This is a genomic window from Pseudomonas sp. GW456-L12, assembly GCF_059424045.1.
This window is the reverse complement of the sequence record NZ_JBWKZA010000011.1, coordinates 118432-135881: the sequence shown is the minus strand read 5'-3', so window position 1 is coordinate 135881 and position 17450 is coordinate 118432. Positions and strand designations below refer to the sequence as shown.

Below are 17450 nucleotides of genomic sequence, written 5' to 3'. Positions count from 1 at the left end.
GCGGCGCCTGGCCTGGCGCCCGCTGCGCGGTCGTTCGCAGCCTCGCTTCGCTCGGCAGCGGCTACAAAGCATCACGCCTTGCTGGATTGACGCCTTGTAGCCGCTGGCGCAGCCTGCGATCGGCTGCGCAGCAGACGTAAAACCGGAGACTGCGGTATGTCAGGCAGACCGCGTCTTGCGGATTCACGACTGCTGCGTCGGAATGCCGCCCAAGCCGATCGCAGGCTGCGCCAGCGGCTACAGTGCGTAAGCGCGCTGGCATGTCCGTACCATCACTCCTTGTAGCCCGTATCGCTACGCTCCAACTGACGGATCAATGCATTCCAATGCCGGGCGACACCCGGCCCATCACCACTCTTGAAGGCTTCGGCCTGCTTCTCGACCTTGGCCACTACCTCGGCCGGCGGGAAAATCAGTTCGGCATTGCCGCTGGCCTGGGCAGCGATCTGGATATTGCAGGCGCGCTCCAGGTAATGCAGTTGCTGGAACGCATGCTCGACGCTGATGCCCGCGGTGAGCAGCCCGTGGTTGCGCAGGATCAGCACGCTCTTGTCCCCCAGGTCCGCCACCAGCCGTTCGCGCTCGTCGAGGTCGAGGGCGATGCCTTCGTAGCCGTGGTAGGCCACGCGCCCGGAAAAGCCGATGGCGTGCTGGGAGATCGGCAGCAGGCCGTCGCGCTGGGCGGACACGGCGATGCCGTCGCGAGTGTGGGTGTGCAGGACCGCGTGCAGGTCGGGACGGGCGCCGTGGATCGCGCTGTGGATCACATAACCGGCATAGTTGATGCCCAGGCCCGTGGGGTCGTCGACGATGGTGCCGTCGATGTCGACCTTGACCAGGTTGGAGGCGCTGATTTCGTCGAACAGCAAGCCGAAGGCGTTGATCAGGAAATGCTCGTCGGGCCCCGGCACCCGCGCGGAAAAGTGCGTGTAGATGTGATCGGTCCACCTGTACAAGGCCGCCAGCCGGTAGGCCGCGGCGAGCTTCACGCGCACCTCCCATTCTTCGGGGCTGACACGCTGGCGAACATTTTTCGAGACGCTGGATAACGGGCTGACGCTGCTCATGGCAAAACTTCCTGGATGGCCTTTAAGGAACTCCAGCAAGCCTAGGGGAAGGCAAAAAATAATAAAAAGCACATTTTAATCTAAGCTAATTATCATTATTTTTTATTTTAAGCCGTCCCTCTCCCCTCCCTCTTTACCCCGCTCACGCGGCGCTCTTGATCTTCTGCAGCGAGCCCGCGACCAGCTTGCCAAAGGCATCCACCGGCCCTTGCAGGTTGCCGAGAAAATGCGGGTAGATCAGCCACAGATCCATCACCGGCTTGAAGTCCTTGAGCGGCATCACCGCCAGTTGTTCGCGGTGGGCGCTGCGCTCCAGCAACGGCCGCGGCACCAGGCCCAGACCCAGGCCATCGGCCACCAGGCCCAGTTGCAACTCGGTGCCGAAGGTTTCCAGGTTGACCCGCAGGGCCAGGCCCTGGTCCGACAGGGTGCGTTGCAGCCCGGCGCGGAAACCGCAGCCGTCCGGATTGAGAATCCAGCCGTTCTGGTAAATGTCCGCAAGCTTGCACGGGCGCTTGGGCAATTGCGCCTTGGCGCAGACCACCACCAGCTCCATCTTGCCGATCGACTCACCGATGATGTTGTCCGGAAAGATCTTGCCGGCCGGGAACAGCGCGGCCGCCGCGTCCAGCTCGCCACGCTCGATCTTGCCCACCAGCTGGCTGCCCCAGCCCGTGGCCACCTGGGCGCGCAACTCGGGGTATTCGACCCGCAGGTGCTTGAGGGCATCGAGCAGCACCACATCGCCGATGGTCTGCGGCACGCCCAGGCGCAACAGCCCGGTGGGCGGCGCATCGGTGGCCACCAGTTCGCGCAGGGCATCCATTTCCCGCAGGATCAGCCGGCACTGCTCGTACACCCGGGTACCGATCAGGGTCGGCTTGAGCGGCTTGGTATTGCGGTCGAACAGCTCCACGCCCAAGGCCTGCTCGAAGTTCTGCACCCGCCGGGTGATCGCCGGTTGCGTCAGTTGCAAGGTCTCGGCGGCATGGCTGATGGACTGGCAACGAATCACTTCGACAAAGGCGTCGATATCATCAATTTTCATTTGGCCCGCACATAGAGAACAGTCATTAAGATGTTCGAAAAGCATAGTTTGAATGTGCGTAGCTGAATAGCCTGGCGCATCTATCGATAACGTCTAACGCTATTCACAAGGGTTCTAAATTCCTTTCAGCTATAACCTAATCATAAAAAAATAGCATATTAAGAAAAATCATTATGCTTAAATCCTGATAACGAACCTGATATCGAACTTAGACCACGACCACGGAATCGCCATGACCCAGGCCCGACACCCGGAGAGACTCAGAGCATTCATAGGCGCCCTGGCGGAGCTGATCGACAGCAACCCTCGCGAAGGCGATCTGCTGCACCGCGGCGGCAAGCTGCTGGCCCAGCTGGTCAGCCATGACGACTGGTTGCCCGAAGACTTCGCCCAGCCGGACCCTGCGCGCTATCAACAGTACCTGCTGCACGCCGATTCCCGGCAGCGCTTCAGCGTCGTCAGTTTTGTCTGGGGGCCGGGGCAACGCACGCCGATCCACGACCACCGGGTCTGGGGGCTGATCGGCATGTTGCGCGGCGCGGAGTATTCCCAGGGCTTTGCCCGCCACAGCGACGGCAGCCTGCGGGCCGAGGGCCAGCGAATCCAGCTGCTGCCCGGCCAGGTCGAGGCGGTGTCGCCGAAGATCGGCGACATCCATCAGGTCAGCAATGCCTTCGACGACCAAGTGTCCATCAGTATCCATGTCTATGGCGCCAATATTGGTGCCGTGCGCCGCGCGGTGTACCAAGCCGACGGCAGCGAAAAACTGTTCATTTCCGGTTATTCCAACGCCTTCCTGCCCAATATCTGGGACCTGTCCAAAGAGAGCCAAGCCCTATGAGCACAGCACCTACCCGCTCCTACCCGCAGATCCGCCAGGCGCTGCTGAACCGTGAAGAGCTGGCCCTCGTCGATGTGCGCGAAGAGGCGCCCTTCGCCCAGGGGCATCCGCTGTTCGCCGCCAATATCCCGCTGTCGAAACTGGAGCTGGAGGTGTATTCACGGATTCCCCGGCGCGATACCCAGATCACCCTCTATGACCATGGCGAAGGCCTGGCGGAACGTGCCGTGCAACGTCTGCAAGCGCTGGGCTACAGCAACGTCAGCTTGCTCGAGGGCGGCCTGCAAGGCTGGCGCGACGCCGGTGGCGAGTTGTTTATCGACGTCAATGTGCCGAGCAAGGCCTTCGGCGAACTGGTGGAAAGCCAGCGGCATACGCCGTCCCTGGCGGCGGAAGAAGTCCAGGCCCTGCTCGACAGCCAGGCTGACGTGGTGGTGCTCGACGCCCGGCGTTTCGACGAATACCAGACCATGAGCATTCCCCGTGGCATCAGCGTGCCGGGGGCGGAGCTGGTGCTACGCGCCCGCGAGCTGGCGCCGGACCCGGCGACCCGGATCATCGTCAACTGCGCCGGACGCACCCGCAGCATCATCGGCACCCAGTCGCTGATCAACGCCGGCATCGCCAACCCGGTGGCCGCCCTGCGCAACGGCACCATCGGCTGGACCCTGGCCGGGCAGGCGCTGGAGCACGGCCAGTCGCGGCGCTTCGCTGCGACCAGCGAAGCTCATCGCGCCATTGCCGCCGATGACGCCCGGCGGGTGGCCGACAAGGCACGAGTGGGCCGCGCCAGCCTCGGCGATCTGCAACGCTGGCAGCAGGAAACGCAGCGCAGCACCTACCTGTTCGACGTGCGCACCGCGGAAGAATTCGAGGCCGGCCACCTGCCCACGGCCCGCTCCACCCCCGGCGGACAACTGGTACAGGAAACCGATCATTTCGCCAGTGTGCGCGGCGCGCGCCTGGTGCTGGTGGACGACGATGGCGTGCGCGCCAATATGTCCGCCTCCTGGCTGGCGCAGCTGGGCTGGCAGGTGTACGTGCTGGACGACTTGCAGCCCGCACATTTCAGCGAACGAGGCCCCTGGCAGGCCCCGGTGCCCGCGCCGCGCCAGGCCGAGGAAATCAGCCCGGACACCCTGGCCCAGTGGCTGGGCGAAGGCGACACTCTGGTGCTGGATTTCACCAGCAGCGCCAACTACGTCAAGCGGCATATCCCGGGGGCCTGGTGGGCCTTGCGCGCGCAGTTGCCGCAGGTCCTGGCCAAGCTGCCGCCCGCCGAGCGTTATGTGCTGACCTGCGGCAGCAGCCAGTTGGCACGGCTGGCAGTCGCCGAGGTCGAGGCCCTGACCGGCAAGGCGGTATTCCTGCTGCACCAGGGCACCGCCAACTGGATCGCCGCGCAGCTGCCGCTGGAGACGGGCGAAACCCGCCTGGCCTCGCCGCGCATCGACCGTTATCGCCGGCCCTACGAGGGCACCGACAACCCCCGCGAAGCCATGCAAGCCTACCTGGACTGGGAGTTCGGATTGGTGGAGCAACTGGCCCGCGACGGCACCCACGGTTTTTATGTGATCTGAACCCTGTGAATTGAAGCCCGGCTCATGTGCCTTCAGCGGTCATGAGCCAGCCGACGCAACACCCGGACCGACCCCTTTCTCCAGGCGGAGGTGACCCCAAACCACCGACACCCGCCTGGAGCCTGTCGTCATGCGCGCTACCCTGCCCTTCATCACCCCGCTGTTGCTGGCTGCCACTCTCTGCCTCGCCGCCACGGTGCAGGCCGCCGACCTGCAACCGCTGCGGGTGGCCAATCAGAAATCCACGATCAAGGTCTTGCTGCAAGTCTCCGGCGAGCTGCAGGACGTGCCTTATGAAATCCAGTTCTCCGAGTTCCCCGCCGCCGCCCCCCTGGGCGAAGCGCTGAATGCCGGCGCCGTGGATATCGGCGCCCTGGGCGATGCGCCCTATGTGTTCGCCCTCGGTGCCGGCGCGCCGCTTAAGGTGGTCAGCATCGTCCATGCCGAGGGGCGCTACACCACGGCCATTCTCGCGCCCAGGGATTCGCCGCTGAACGACGCCCGCGACCTCAAGGGCAAGCGCATCGTCACCACCCGTGGCTCCATCGGCCACTTCCTGGCGATCAAGGCCCTGCGCAGTGTCGGCCTGAGCACCCAGGACGTGCAGTTCATCTATCTGCTGCCCAGCGAGTCGCGCACCCTCCTGGACAACGGCAGCGCCGACGCCTGGTCGACCTGGGACCCCTACACCACCATCGCCACCACCCAGAGCCAGGCCAAGGTGCTGGCCAGCGGCGACAGCCTGCTGAGCAACCACCTGTACCTGGCCGCCACCCGCCAGGCCATCACCGACAAACGCCAGCAGCTCGAAGACTTCGTCGCCCGGGTCGATCGCGCCTACCGCTGGACCAATGCCCATCCCCAGGAGTTCGCCGCCGCCCAGGCCCAGGTCACCGGCCTGCCGCTGGCGGTGCACCTGGCGGTGGCCAAGGCCACGCACATGCAGCCGGTGGCGATCGACGACCAGGTCATCGGCGGCCTGCAAACCACCGCGGACATCTACCGCGAGGAAGGCATCCTCACCCGGCCCATCGACGTTTCCCAAGGCTTCGACAAGAGCTTCAACACCCCGCGCGTGCAACTCAACCAGGCATCCCGCTAACCAGGCTACGGATTCAGGAGCACCACCATGAGCAAACAACGTCAATTGAAACTCGGCGCGATGGTCCATGGCGTCGGTCACGGCTGGGGCGAATGGCGCCATCCGCGGGCCCTGGCCAACGCCAGCGTGAACTTCGACTTCTATAAGCAGCAGGCGCAGCTGGCCGAGGCGGCGAAGTTCGACTTCGTGTTCATCGCCGACAGCCTGCACATCCATGAAAAATCCAGCCCGCACTACCTCAACCGCTTCGAGCCGCTGACCATCCTCTCGGCCCTGGCCGCCAGCACCCGGCATATCGGCCTGGTGGCCACTGTCACCGTCAGCTACACCGAGCCGTTCCAGGTCGCCCGCCAGCTCGCCTCGCTGGACCATATCAGCGGCGGTCGCGCCGGCTGGAACGTGGTCACCTCCTGGCTCAGCGGCACCGCCGACAACTTCGGCAAGGCCGAGCACCCGCCCCACGCCGTGCGCTACCGCATCGCCAAGGAACATGTGGCGGTGGTCCAGGGCCTGTGGGACTCCTGGGAAGACGACGCCTTCGCCTACGACAAGCACAGCGGCGAATTCTTCACCCCCGGCAAGCTGCATGCCCTGGAGCACAAGGGCGAGTTCTTCTCGGTGAAGGGCCCGCTGAACATCGCGCGCTCCCGGCAAGGCCAGCCGGTGATCTTCCAGGCTGGCACCTCCGAGGACGGGCGCAATTTCGCCGCCGAAAATGCCGATGCGATTTTCGTCAATTCCGAGGGCTTCGACGAAGCCCGCGCCTATTATCAGGACCTGAAACGCCGCGCCAGCGGCTTTGGCCGCGATCCACAGCTGCTGTCGATCCTGCCCGGCATCCGCCCGATCGTTGGCCGCGATGCCGCAGAAGTCGAAGAGCGTTACCAGCAGGCGGTAGCGCTGGTGAGCATCGAAGACGCCATAGTCGCTCTCGGCCGGCCGTTCAACGACCATGACTTCAGCCAGTACCCGCTGGACGGGCCCTTCCCCGACCTCGGCGACCTCGGCGCCAACAGCCAGAAAGGCGGCTCGGAGCGGATCAAGCAGCTGGCCAGGGATGAGGGCCTGACCTTGCGCGAAGTGGCCCTGCGCTTCTCCCGACCACGGCGCGACTTCGTCGGCACCCCTGAGCAGGTCGCCGACGCCATTCAGACATGGTTCGAAGAAGGCGCGGCCGACGGTTTCATCATCAACTCGCTGCTGCCGGACGGCCTGCAGTACTTCACCGAACGGGTGGTGCCGGTGCTGCAACAACGCGGTCTGTTCCGTGACCAATACAGCGGCCAGACCCTGCGCGACAACCTCGGCCTGCCGGTGCCGGTCAACCGCTACGCCACTGCGTCCCAGGCCAGCGCAACCCAGAGCGAGGCCGTGGCATGAGCGAATACCTCAACCGTCGCGGCTTCCTCACCGCCAGCTCGCTGGCCCTCGGCGCCTTGGGTTTGTCATCGCTGGGGTTCGCGCCACGGGTATTCGCCCAAGGCAACAGCCTTGCCGACCTGACCCTGGGAGTCGCCACCTACCGTGGGCAGGACTCCTACTTCGTCGAGGACGCCGGCACCGCCAACACCCCCTATAAGGTCGAATACTCGGAGTTCGCCGGCGGCAACCTGATCGTCGAGGCCTTGGCCTCGGGCAGCCTGGACGTCGGTGGGATGAGCGAGATCCCGCCGATCTTCTCGATCCAGAGCCATCGCCAGCCACGCCTGATCGCGGTGCTGCAAGGCGACGTGAACAACCAGGTATTCCTGATTCCCAAGGACTCGAAGGTCGAGTCGGTCGCGCAGTTGCGCGGCAAGCGGGTCGGCTATGTGCGCTCCACCACCTCGCACTACTTCCTGATCAAGGCCTTGAAGGAACAGGGCCTGAGCATGAACGACATCACCGCGGTAGCGCTCACGCCCCAGGATGGGTTCAGCGCCTTCCAGAGTGGCCAGCTCGATGCCTGGGTGATCTATGGCGTGTTTATCCAGCTGGCGAAATTCCGCAGCGGCGCCCGGGTACTGAAGACCGCCCTGGGCTACCTGTCCGGCAACTACCTGATCGCCGCGCGGCCCGCGGCCCTGGAAGAGCCGCTGCGCAAGCAGGCGATCCAGGACTATATCCGGCGCCAGGCGCGCACCCTGGAGTGGATCAACGACAACCCCGGGCCCTGGGCGAGCAAGTCGGCGCAGTTGCTGGGCGTCGACAAGGCGGTGTTTCTCGACATGTACAACAACCGCAGCCAGCCGTCGCGGATCATCGCCGTCAACGATCAGGCCATCGCTTCGCAGCAGGCAGTCGCCGACCTGTTCTTCGACGCCGGCGTGCTCAGCGAACGGCTCGACGTCAGTCCCCTGTGGGACCGAAGTTTTGCCTTGCTGCCGCTATGAACCGGCTCCCAGCCTCCTTGATCGAGTGAAGTCACCATGAGTCTTTCTTCTCCCCTGCCGCCCTTGCTGCACCCGGTCGAAGTCGCCGACTTCGACGCCTTGCTGCAAGGCCTCGGCCAGCAACTCGGCGCCACGGCCCACCTGTATGACCAGAGCGGCGCCTTTCCCCGGGACAACTTTGCCCTGCTGCATCAGCACGGCCTGTTGGCCCTGACGGTGCCCAAGCACCTGGGCGGTGGCGGCGCCAGCCTGGCCCAGGCGCGCAAGGTGATCAGCGCGGTGGCCAAGGGCGAACCCTCCACCGCGCTGATCCTGGTGATGCAGTACCTGCAGCACTCGCGCCTGCAAGACAGCAAGAGCTGGCCCGAAGCCCTGCGCCTGCGGGTGGCCAGCGATGCGGTACGCGACGGCGCGCTGATCAATGCCCTGCGGGTCGAGCCCGACCTTGGCACCCCGGCCCGCGGCGGCCTGCCGGCGACCATCGCCCGGCGCACCGCCGCCGGCTGGCGCATCAGCGGGCGCAAGATCTACTCCACCGGCAGCCATGGCCTGAGCTGGTTCAGCGTCTGGGCCCGCAGCACCGACGAAGACCCGCTGGTCGGCGCCTGGCTGGTGCACAAAGACACTCCTGGCATCAGCATCGTCGAGGACTGGGACCACCTGGGCATGCGCGCCACCTGCAGCCACGAAGTGCTGTTCGACAATGTGCTGGTGCCGCTGGACCACGCCGTCAGCGTCAGCCCCTGGAGCGCGCCGCAGCCGGAGCTGGATGGCGAGGGCTTCCTGTGGATGGCGGTGCTGCTGTCGGCGGTCTACGACGGCATCGCCCAGGCCGCGCGGGACTGGCTGGTGGGCTGGCTGGAACAACGCAAGCCGTCCAACCTCGGCGCGGCATTGGCAACCCTGCCGCGTTTCCAGGAAACCCTCGGCCATATCGATACCCTGCTGTTCGCCAACCGCAGCCTGCTGGATTCCGCCGCCGAAGGCCGCACGCCGACGAGCAACGCCGCGCAACTGAAGTACCTGGTGACCGGCAACGCGATTCGCGCCGTCGAGCTGGCCATCGAGGCTTCCGGCAACCCCGGCCTGTCGCGCCACAGCCCGCTGCAACGGCATTACCGCGATGTGCTCTGCGGTCGTGTCCACACCCCGCAGAACGATGCCGTGCTGCAAGGTGTCGGCAAGGCGGTATTCGCCCAGCGCCAGAACAAGGACAAGTCATGACCCCACTCGTTATCGCCAGCCAACTGGATGCCGACTTCAACGCGGTGATCCGCCAGCGCCTTGAGCAGACTCACCCCGGGGCCAGGGTGCTCGACGTCCCCGTCGGCGTGCCCAGCGACCTGCCGGCCGAGGTCAGCATCCTGCTGGCGCGACCGATCAATGTGCGGGGTTACCTGGCGCCGGACACCCCGCCTCCGGGCTGGCCCTATGCACTGCGCTGGATCCAGGTGGTGTCGTCGGGCATCGACTTCTACCCCAGGTGGCTGTTCAACGGCCCACCGGTCAGCACCCTGCGCGGCAGCGGGGCCGAGAACATCGCCGAGTTCGCCCTGGCCGCGATCTTCGCCGCGGCCAAGCACCTGCCGCAGATCTGGGTGCATGACCCGCAGTGGAACTTCACCGCGCTGACCCCGCTCAAGGGCAGCACCCTGGGGCTTCTCGGCTTTGGCGCGATCGGCCGCAGCCTGGCGGGCAAGGCCCGGGCCCTGGGCCTGAATGTGCTTGCCCTGCGCCAGAGCCAGGCGCCGTTCGAGGTCGAGGGCGTGCAGGCGGCGCGGGACATCCATGAGCTGTTCGCCCGTAGCGACCATCTGGTGCTGGCGGCGCCCTTGACCGAAGCGACCCGGCATATCGTCGACCGCGAGGTGCTGGCCAGCGCCAAGCCCGGCCTGCACCTGATCAACATCGCCCGCGGCGGCCTGCTGGACCAGGACGCCCTGCTCGCGGCCCTGGACAGCGGGCACATCGGCCTGGCCTCGCTGGACGTCACCGAACCCGAACCCCTGCCGGCCGGCCATCGGCTGTACAGCCATCCCAGGGTGCGGCTGTCGCCCCATACCTCGTCGGTCTCCACCAACAGCCGGCATGAGATCGCCGACGGTTTCCTGGCCAACCTCGAGCGTTTTCTTGCAGGACAGCCGTTGGAGAACCCGGCGAATCTCGAGCGCGGCTACTAGCGGGCGCCAGACGTTTCACCGCAATCGCGGGCAAGCCTCGCTCCTACGGATCACACGTACCTGTAGGAGCGAGGCTTGCCCGCGATTGCGTTATTGAATACCCCGGATAAACATCAGAAATACGCATTTATTAATCGCATTAAATTACATATTTTTATAATTAACTTATAACTATTCAGACTTTTACACGGCGTATTTATACAAATACTGTTACATCCAGCACCGACCACCCGACCAGGTGGAGGCCCACGGAACTGCATTTTTTCCGGCCGACACCACTCCACGGTCAATAGCTCCACCCGAACCTGAAACCGGCTCAAGCCCCCGCCGCGATGGCTTTCAAAGCATGGCCCCGGCGCAGCTTTGCCCGAAAAAACATAACAACGCCAACCTACACACCTGGGGTTCACCATGCAGCACTTCACCGCACACCGCCTGACGCTGGCTGTCTCCCTGAGCGCCGGCGTCTCGCTGAACCTGGCCGGGTTGCCGGCCCACGCCGAAGAAAGTACCGACAAGGCTGCGCTGCCGGTGGTCACCGTCACCGCCGAGCACCATGCCGAGGACCTGCAAAAGGCCCCTCTGGCGATCTCCGCGTTCGACGAAAAAGCCCTGGAAGACAAGCAGATCAAGAGCATCCGCGACCTCTCCGGGCAGGTGCCGAACCTCACCCTCAGCCGCCAGTCGATCTCCTACAGCGCGCAGACCTACGGCATCCGTGGCATCGGCGAGACCGATCCGATCCAGGAAGCGGCCGTGGCGGTCTACGCCGACGACCTGTACATCCCACGGGCGATTTCCTCGATGCTCGATTTCAACGACGTCGAGCGCGTCGAGGTCCTGCGCGGCCCCCAGGGCACCCTGTACGGACGCAACAGCAGCGCTGGGGCGATCCGCGTGATCACCCGCGACCCGACCCAGGAAACCCGGGGTTTCCTCGAACTCGGCGCCGGCGACTACAACGCCCGCAACGGCCGCCTGCTGATCAGCGGGCCTCTGGTGGACAACACCCTGTTCGGCAGCTTTTCGGCGATCCGCCTGAGCCGCGACGGCACCGTCTCCAACCCCACCCGTGGCAAGGACGTGAACAACGTCGATATCCAGTCGTACCGCGGCAAGCTGCGCTACAAGCCGGACGATTCGCCCTGGGATGTGCAACTGACCCTGGCCGGCACCTTCGACCGGGGCGACACCACCAGCTACACGCCCTTCGATGCCAACGGCCGCTTCGACAAGTTCAAGAGCTACAGCAGCCTCGATCCGAAAAACCGCCTCGACCAGGGCAGCTCGGTGCTGCGGGCGATCTACGCCATCGACGACCACCTGAATTTCAAGTCGGTGACCGCCTACTCGGCCTTCCACCAGCCGGTGGACTACGACAACTCGGGCCAGGCGGCGCTGATCCAGAACAACCTGATCCTCTACAAGCAGGACTACGCCACCCAGGAGTTCCAGTTCAACGGCGACTACGACGACCTAAGCTTCAGCACCGGCCTGTACCTGTACCGCGAGAAGTTCGACGCCGAGCGCGACAACCTCACCTACTCGGTGGCGCGCAACCGGGTGATCGGCCAGGGCCAGTACAGCACCACCCACACCGAGAGCTATGCGCTGTATGGCCAGGGCAGCTACAAGATCACCCCGCAACTGTCGCTGATCGCCGGGCTGCGCTTTACCCGCGAGCACAAGAACTTCGAGTACGACAACTACGCCATCGACAGCAATCGACGGATCACCGGCACTAATTTCAGTGCCGATTCGAGCAAATCCTGGCAGTCCACCAGCCCGAAACTCGGCTTCGAATACGCCTGGACGCCGCACCTGAACCAGTACGCCTACGTGGCCAAGGGCTTCAAGGCCGGTGGCTACGATAACCGCGCGCCGACCCGGGCCGCCGCCGAGCAGGCGTTCTCCCCGGAAGACGTGACCACCTGGGAAACCGGCTTCAAGGGCGACTTCTTCGACCGCCGCCTGCGGGCCAACCTGGCGCTGTTCTACAACGACTACAAGGACCTGCAGACCAACGCCTACGACCCGGCACTGGGCGTCAGCCTGCGCACCAATGTCGGCCAGGCCCACACCTACGGGGTCGAGCTGGAAACCCTCAGCGCCCTGACCCGCGACCTGCAGCTGACCTTCAACCTCGGCTACCTGCAAAGCCAGTACGACGACTTCGAGAACGCCAGCGGCGCCGGGGTCGATGCCAACGGCAAACAACTGGTGTTCTCGCCGCGCTGGAACACCAGTGTCGGCCTCAATTACACCATCCCCGCCGGCCTGCCCGGCACCTGGCTGGCCGGCAGCGATGCGCAGTTCCAGACCAAGTCGTACGCCAACGCGCTGAACGACGACATCCAGGAAATCCCCCGGCAGACCTTCTGGAACGCCAACACCCGCTACATCTCCGGCGACGGCCACTGGACCACCACCCTGGCGGTGAAAAACCTGCTCGACCGCGCCTACCCGCAGTCCGTGGGCTACGTGCCGTCCAGCGGCGCCCGCTACTACTCGGTCAACGACCCGCGAACCCTCTTGCTGTCCGTGCGCTACGACCTCTGACCCCCTCATCGGCAAACATGCCAAGGAGCACCTTATGGCTTTTACCCGCAGGCAACTGATTTCCCGTATCGCCGCCGTCGGTGGTTATTCCGCCGCCGTCGGCGCCCTCGATGCCCTGGGGCTTGCGCCCAAGGCGATGGCGGCGAGCTTCGACCCGCTGCAACTGGGCAGCAGCGGCAAAGGCAAGCATGTGGTGGTGGTCGGCGCCGGCATTTCCGGGCTGGTCAGCGCCTATGAACTGCGCAAGGCCGGTTTCAGCGTGACCATTCTCGAGGCCCGCGAGCGTGTGGGCGGACGCAACTGGACCCTGCGCCGCGGCACCAAGGTCGATTTTGACGACGGCGTCAGCCAGACCGTGGACTTCGATGAGGGCCAGTTCTTCAACGCCGGCCCGGCGCGCATTCCCAGCCATCACCAGACCCTCCTCGGCTACTGCCGCGAGCTGGGCGTCGAGCTGCAAGTGCTGGTCAACAGCAGCCGCAATGCCCTGGCCTTGCCCGACGCCCGGCAGCCGGCGTTCCAGCTGCGCCAGGCGGTCAACGACAGCCGTGGCCAGCTGTCCGAACTGCTGGCGCGCAGCGTCAGCCGCAAGGCCCTGGACCAGGACCTGAGCGCTGACGACCGCCAGGCGCTGCTGAATTTTCTCAAGGTCTATGGCGACCTCAACGCCGACTTCCAATACAAGGGCTCGGTGCGCTCGGGCTACACCCGCCTGCCCGGCGCGGGCGAGCAGACCGGCATCACCCGGGCGCCGCTGGAATTGCAGACCCTGCTCAACCCCAAGCTCTGGGGCGCGCTGGTGTTCGATGAAATCCCCGAGTTTTCCTCGACCATGTTCCAACCGGTGGGCGGCATGGACCGCATTCCCCTGGCGTTCTACGACAAGCTCAAGGATGCGGTGCGCTTCCACGCCGAAGTCAGCGACATCCAGACCGCAGAGCTTGGCAGCCGCATCACCTACAAGGACCGCCAGACCGGCAAGAGCCAGACCCTGAGCGCCGACTACGCCATCGTCACCGTGCCCCTGCCGCTGTTGGCCAAGCTGCCGAACAACTTCAGCACGCCGTTCAAGCAGGCGATCCTCAGTGCCCAGAGCGACCAGGCGAACAAGGTGGCCTGGCAGTCGCCGCGCTTCTGGGAAACCGACTTCAACATCTTCGGCGGGCTGTCCTACCTGGACCACGAGGTCAAAGGCCTGTGGTACCCCAGCGACCGGCTGAACAGCGCCCAGGGCATCCTTATCGCCGCCTACAACACCAGCGCGGCGGCCCAGGCCTTCAGCCAGAAATCCCTGGCCGAGCAGTTCGCCTCCTCGCGCCAGGCCGTCGAACTGCTGCACCCCGGGCACAGCGCCAAGCTGCAAAAACCGGTGGCCATCAACTGGTCCAAGGTGCCCTTCAGCAAAGGCCCGTGGATCGTCAACGACGAGGTTGGCGAACAGGCCTACCACATCCTCAACCAGCCCCAGGGCCGCACCTACCTGGCCAGCGACGCCCTGGCCCATGGCGGCGTCGGCATCTGGCAGAACAGCGCCGCCGATTCGGCGCGCCGCATCGTGACCTTGATCGGCCGCCATGCCGAACGCCTGCAACCGGGCGTTGCCGCCTGATTTTTCCCACTGATGTTTCCGCCCTTTTCTCCACAGCAAAAAGGACCGACCGATGAAAACCACCACACTGCTCGCAGGACTGCTTATGACCGCCACCGCCTTCACCAGCCTCAGCCACGCCGACGAGATCAAGCGCATCGCCCTGCCCGATTCCAACTTTCCGATTTCCCTGGCGGTGGCGGTGCCGGCGCAGACCGAGCTGCTGTTCGTCAGCGGCCTGCTCGCCGACCTGCACGACCCGCAAGCGCCGAAGGACTCCTTTGCCGCCTACGGCGACACCGCGACCCAGACCACCTCGATCCTCAACAAGCTCAAGGGCGTGTTGCACAGCCAGGGCCTGGACCTGGGGGACGTGATCCAGCTGCGGGTGTTCCTGGTGGGCGACCCGGCCAAGGGCGGCAAGCTGGATTTCGCCGGGTTGCAGCAAGGCTATACGCCGTTCTTCGGCAGCGCCGAGCAGCCGCACAAACCGGCGCGCACCGCGGTGCAGGTGGTCGCCCTGCCGCTGCCCGGCGGCCTGGTGGAAATCGAAGCCGTCGCCGCTCGCAAGAAGTGACACGGCCCCAAACCGACATTCAGGAGCTTCATGCTTATGCCCAGCTCAACCGTCCAACACGCCGTGCCTGCGTTTCGCCCGTTACTGCTGCCGCTGTCGATTGCCTGCGGCCTGGCTTGGTTCAATCTGGCGGCCGCCGAAAGCGCCTCGCCGACCCTCGATACGGTGGTGGTCACGGGTAACCGGGGCACCGCCGAACGCACCGTGACCACCAGCCCGACGCCGATCGACGTGGTCACCGGCGAACAACTGCGCGCGGTGGGCAAACCCAGCCTGCTGGAAGCGCTGAGCAAGTTCATCCCGTCCTTCAACCTGCCCGACCGCGCCGGTTGGGACGCCAGCGGCGTGGTGCGCTCGGCGACCCTGCGCGGGCTCACTGCCTCCCATGTGCTGGTGCTGGTCAACGGCAAGCGCCGGCACACCAGCGCCACCTTGAACATCAACGGCATCAACAGCGGCGCGGCGCCCAGCGACCTCGACCTGATCCCGGTGGCGTCCATCGACCATATCGAGGTGCTGCGCGATGGCGCCGCGGCGCAGTACGGCTCGGACGCGATTTCCGGGGTGATCAACATCATCCTCAAGCAGACCACCGGCGGCAGTTCCGACACCACCCTCGGCCAGGGCTACGACGGCAAGCGCGGCACCGCCCAGGAGGCGCTCAACTACGGCTTCCAGGTCGGCGAGGCCGGGGTGCTGAATGTCTCCCTCGACAGCCGTTACCAGGAGCGCGACAACAAGGCCGGCAGCAACGGCTACAGCCGCCATTACTACCCGCTGGCCGACGGCTCGCCCGACCCGCGCGAGGCCGATGCCAGCCACCACACCTACAAGGGCTACGGCCTGCCCCGCAGCCAGCTGGCCGATGTCGGCTACAACCTCGACCTGCCGCTGAACGACGCCGTGACTCTGTATTCGTTCTCGACCCTGGCGACCCGGGAGAACAACGACGGCCAGAACTTCCGCCTGCCCAACGGCCGCAACACCATCACCACCGGCCCCAATGGTTACCCCAACGGCTACAGCCCCTACTGGCTGGTCAACGAAACCGACTTCCAGTCGGCGTTCGGCGCCAAGGGCGGAGACTTCGGCGGCTGGGCCTGGGACCTGAGCAGCACCTACGGGCGCAACTACGCCAAGCAGCGCACCTACGACAACCAGAACCCGTCGCTGGGGGAAAACACCCCGAACAAGTTCACCTCCGGCATCTACATCGCCGACCAGTTGACCAGCAACCTGGATCTGAAGCGCAGCTACGAGATCGGCCTGGCCAAGCCGCTGGACCTGGCCTTCGGCTTCGAGCACCGGCGCGAAAGCTACGAGACCCGCGCCGGCTCCGAAGCCTCCTATATCGATGGCGGCTATGTGTTCCCCGCCGGCCACCCGCGCGCCGGGCAACGCCCCGACCCAGGCGCCCAGGTGACCAATGGCATCAGCCCCGAGGATGAGCAGAAGATCAGCCGCAACAGCGTCGCCAGCTACATCGACCTAGGTTTCTACCCCGTGGCGCAGTGGTATGTGGGCGTCGCCGCGCGCTACGAGCACTACAACGAAGGCGTGGGCGCCACTCGCAGCGGCAAGCTCAGCACCCGCTATGAGTTCAACCCGGTGTTTGCGCTGCGCGGCACTATCAGCAACGGCTTTCGCGCGCCGTCCCTGGCCAACCAGATCTTCACCGCGCGCTCGACCGGCTTCGACACCATCAATGGCGTCTACCAGTCCTACAACTATGTGATCCTGCCGGTGGATTCGGCCGGCGCCCAGGCGCTGGGGGCGCAGTCCCTGAAACCGGAGCGCTCGACCAACTTCAGCCTGGGGTTTGCCCTGACCCCCAGCGAAGACCTGAGCCTGACCGTGGACGGCTACGTGATCAACCTGCGCGACCGCCTGGTGCTCAGCGAACGCTTCCAGGGCCCGGGAGTGGCCGCCCTGCTCGACAGCATCGGCGTGCCCGCCACCGCTGGCGCGCAGTACTTCACCAACGGCGCCAACACCCGCACCTCCGGGGTCGATGTGGTGGGCAATTACCGACAGAACCTGGCCCGCTACGGCTCAGTGAAATGGACCGCGGCGCTGAACTACAACCACACGCAAATCCTCAGTGTCAGCGACACCCCCGCGCAACTGAGCGCCCTGGGCAGCAACTTCCAGCTGCTCGGGCGCCAGTCGCGGGCGCTGCTCACCAAGACCTCCCCCAGCAGCAAGATGATTTTCTCCGCCGACTGGGCGATCCGCGACTTCGACGTCAACCTGCGACTGACCCGCTACGGCACCTACACCGAGGTCAACAGTTCGAGCAACCCGGACCTGGACCGCGAATACTCGGCCAAGTGGATCACCGACCTGGACGTGGCCTATGCCTTCGACAAACAACTGACCGTAGCGGTGGGCGCGCAGAACCTGTTCGACAAGTACCCCGACCATATCGGGGTGAGCAACTCGTCGTTCGGCGACAACTGGGGCAGCTACTCGCCCTTCGGCTTCACCGGCGGCTACTACTACACTCGTCTGCAATATGCCTTCTGAGTAGCTGCCC

The 17450-nt window shown here is 65.2% G+C and carries 13 protein-coding genes; 11 read left to right on the top strand and 2 right to left on the bottom strand.

Annotation, left to right across the window (positions count from 1 at the left end; all coding sequences use genetic code 11):
* Positions 1–272: 272 nt before the first annotated feature.
* Positions 273–1067: a class II aldolase/adducin family protein gene (locus AC07Y9_RS16420; protein ID WP_102679735.1), complete on the bottom strand. Its 795-nt coding sequence runs from the start codon at positions 1065–1067 to the stop codon at positions 273–275.
* Between the two features lie 142 nt (positions 1068–1209).
* Positions 1210–2115 (bottom strand): LysR family transcriptional regulator, encoded by a 906-nt coding sequence (locus AC07Y9_RS16415; RefSeq protein ID WP_009049085.1) that lies wholly within the window; start codon positions 2113–2115, stop codon positions 1210–1212.
* A 232-nt stretch (positions 2116–2347) separates the two neighbouring features.
* On the opposite strand from AC07Y9_RS16415, the gene AC07Y9_RS16410 reads away from it, so the two are divergent.
* The 11 genes from AC07Y9_RS16410 to AC07Y9_RS16360 all read left to right on the top strand — a co-directional run bounded on the left by AC07Y9_RS16410 (position 2348) and on the right by AC07Y9_RS16360 (position 17440).
* On the top strand, positions 2348–2956 hold the full coding sequence (locus AC07Y9_RS16410) for a cysteine dioxygenase family protein (protein WP_102679736.1): 609 nt from the start codon (positions 2348–2350) through the stop codon (positions 2954–2956).
* Positions 2953–4536, top strand: coding sequence for a rhodanese-related sulfurtransferase (locus AC07Y9_RS16405; protein ID WP_102679737.1), 1584 nt, complete (start codon positions 2953–2955; stop codon positions 4534–4536). The genes AC07Y9_RS16410 and AC07Y9_RS16405 overlap by 4 nt, the downstream gene beginning before the upstream one ends.
* Positions 4537–4666: 130 nt before the next feature.
* Positions 4667–5638, top strand: coding sequence for an ABC transporter substrate-binding protein (locus tag AC07Y9_RS16400; protein WP_102679738.1), 972 nt, complete (start codon positions 4667–4669; stop codon positions 5636–5638).
* 27 nt (positions 5639–5665) lie between these two features.
* Entirely contained in the window at positions 5666–7018 is a 1353-nt protein-coding gene (locus tag AC07Y9_RS16395; RefSeq protein WP_102679739.1) for an LLM class flavin-dependent oxidoreductase, read from the top strand.
* Complete coding sequence (locus AC07Y9_RS16390; protein ID WP_102679740.1) at positions 7015–8010, top strand: ABC transporter substrate-binding protein; 996 nt, start codon at positions 7015–7017, stop codon at positions 8008–8010. Before AC07Y9_RS16395 ends, AC07Y9_RS16390 begins: the two co-directional genes overlap by 4 nt.
* A gap of 36 nt (positions 8011–8046) precedes the next feature.
* A complete protein-coding gene (locus tag AC07Y9_RS16385; protein WP_102679741.1) occupies positions 8047–9234 on the top strand; it encodes an acyl-CoA dehydrogenase family protein in 1188 nt (395 codons plus the stop codon).
* Positions 9231–10190 carry a D-isomer specific 2-hydroxyacid dehydrogenase family protein gene (locus tag AC07Y9_RS16380; RefSeq protein WP_102679742.1) on the top strand — a complete coding sequence of 320 codons (960 nt, stop codon included), beginning with the start codon at positions 9231–9233 and terminating at the stop codon, positions 10188–10190. The genes AC07Y9_RS16385 and AC07Y9_RS16380 overlap by 4 nt, the downstream gene beginning before the upstream one ends.
* A gap of 411 nt (positions 10191–10601) precedes the next feature.
* Positions 10602–12749, top strand: a complete 2148-nt coding sequence (locus AC07Y9_RS16375; protein WP_102679743.1) for a TonB-dependent receptor — start codon at positions 10602–10604, stop codon at positions 12747–12749.
* A 34-nt stretch (positions 12750–12783) separates the two neighbouring features.
* Positions 12784–14358 (top strand): flavin monoamine oxidase family protein, encoded by a 1575-nt coding sequence (locus AC07Y9_RS16370; protein WP_102679744.1) that lies wholly within the window; start codon positions 12784–12786, stop codon positions 14356–14358.
* 52 nt (positions 14359–14410) lie between these two features.
* The gene (locus tag AC07Y9_RS16365) at positions 14411–14914 is read left to right on the top strand and encodes a RidA family protein (protein ID WP_102679745.1); all 504 of its coding nucleotides are present in this window, start codon (positions 14411–14413) and stop codon (positions 14912–14914) included.
* A 36-nt stretch (positions 14915–14950) separates the two neighbouring features.
* Complete coding sequence (locus tag AC07Y9_RS16360) at positions 14951–17440, top strand: TonB-dependent receptor plug domain-containing protein (protein WP_102679746.1); 2490 nt, start codon at positions 14951–14953, stop codon at positions 17438–17440.
* The last annotated feature ends 10 nt before the right edge of the window (positions 17441–17450 follow it).

What these genes read in the sequence shown, in the direction of transcription:
- AC07Y9_RS16375 (WP_102679743.1), top strand. Translation starts at nt 10,602, where the DNA reads ATGCAGCACTTCACCGCACACCGCCTGACGCTGGCTGTCTCCCTGAGC.
- AC07Y9_RS16395 (WP_102679739.1), top strand. Translation starts at nt 5,666, where the DNA reads ATGAGCAAACAACGTCAATTGAAACTCGGCGCGATGGTCCATGGCGTC.
- AC07Y9_RS16380 (WP_102679742.1), top strand. Translation starts at nt 9,231, where the DNA reads ATGACCCCACTCGTTATCGCCAGCCAACTGGATGCCGACTTCAACGCG.
- AC07Y9_RS16415 (WP_009049085.1), bottom strand. Translation starts at nt 2,115, where the DNA reads ATGAAAATTGATGATATCGACGCCTTTGTCGAAGTGATTCGTTGCCAG.
- AC07Y9_RS16410 (WP_102679736.1), top strand. Translation starts at nt 2,348, where the DNA reads ATGACCCAGGCCCGACACCCGGAGAGACTCAGAGCATTCATAGGCGCC.
- AC07Y9_RS16420 (WP_102679735.1), bottom strand. Translation starts at nt 1,067, where the DNA reads ATGAGCAGCGTCAGCCCGTTATCCAGCGTCTCGAAAAATGTTCGCCAG.
- AC07Y9_RS16405 (WP_102679737.1), top strand. Translation starts at nt 2,953, where the DNA reads ATGAGCACAGCACCTACCCGCTCCTACCCGCAGATCCGCCAGGCGCTG.
- AC07Y9_RS16365 (WP_102679745.1), top strand. Translation starts at nt 14,411, where the DNA reads ATGAAAACCACCACACTGCTCGCAGGACTGCTTATGACCGCCACCGCC.
- AC07Y9_RS16400 (WP_102679738.1), top strand. Translation starts at nt 4,667, where the DNA reads ATGCGCGCTACCCTGCCCTTCATCACCCCGCTGTTGCTGGCTGCCACT.
- AC07Y9_RS16360 (WP_102679746.1), top strand. Translation starts at nt 14,951, where the DNA reads ATGCCCAGCTCAACCGTCCAACACGCCGTGCCTGCGTTTCGCCCGTTA.
- AC07Y9_RS16370 (WP_102679744.1), top strand. Translation starts at nt 12,784, where the DNA reads ATGGCTTTTACCCGCAGGCAACTGATTTCCCGTATCGCCGCCGTCGGT.
- AC07Y9_RS16385 (WP_102679741.1), top strand. Translation starts at nt 8,047, where the DNA reads ATGAGTCTTTCTTCTCCCCTGCCGCCCTTGCTGCACCCGGTCGAAGTC.
- AC07Y9_RS16390 (WP_102679740.1), top strand. Translation starts at nt 7,015, where the DNA reads ATGAGCGAATACCTCAACCGTCGCGGCTTCCTCACCGCCAGCTCGCTG.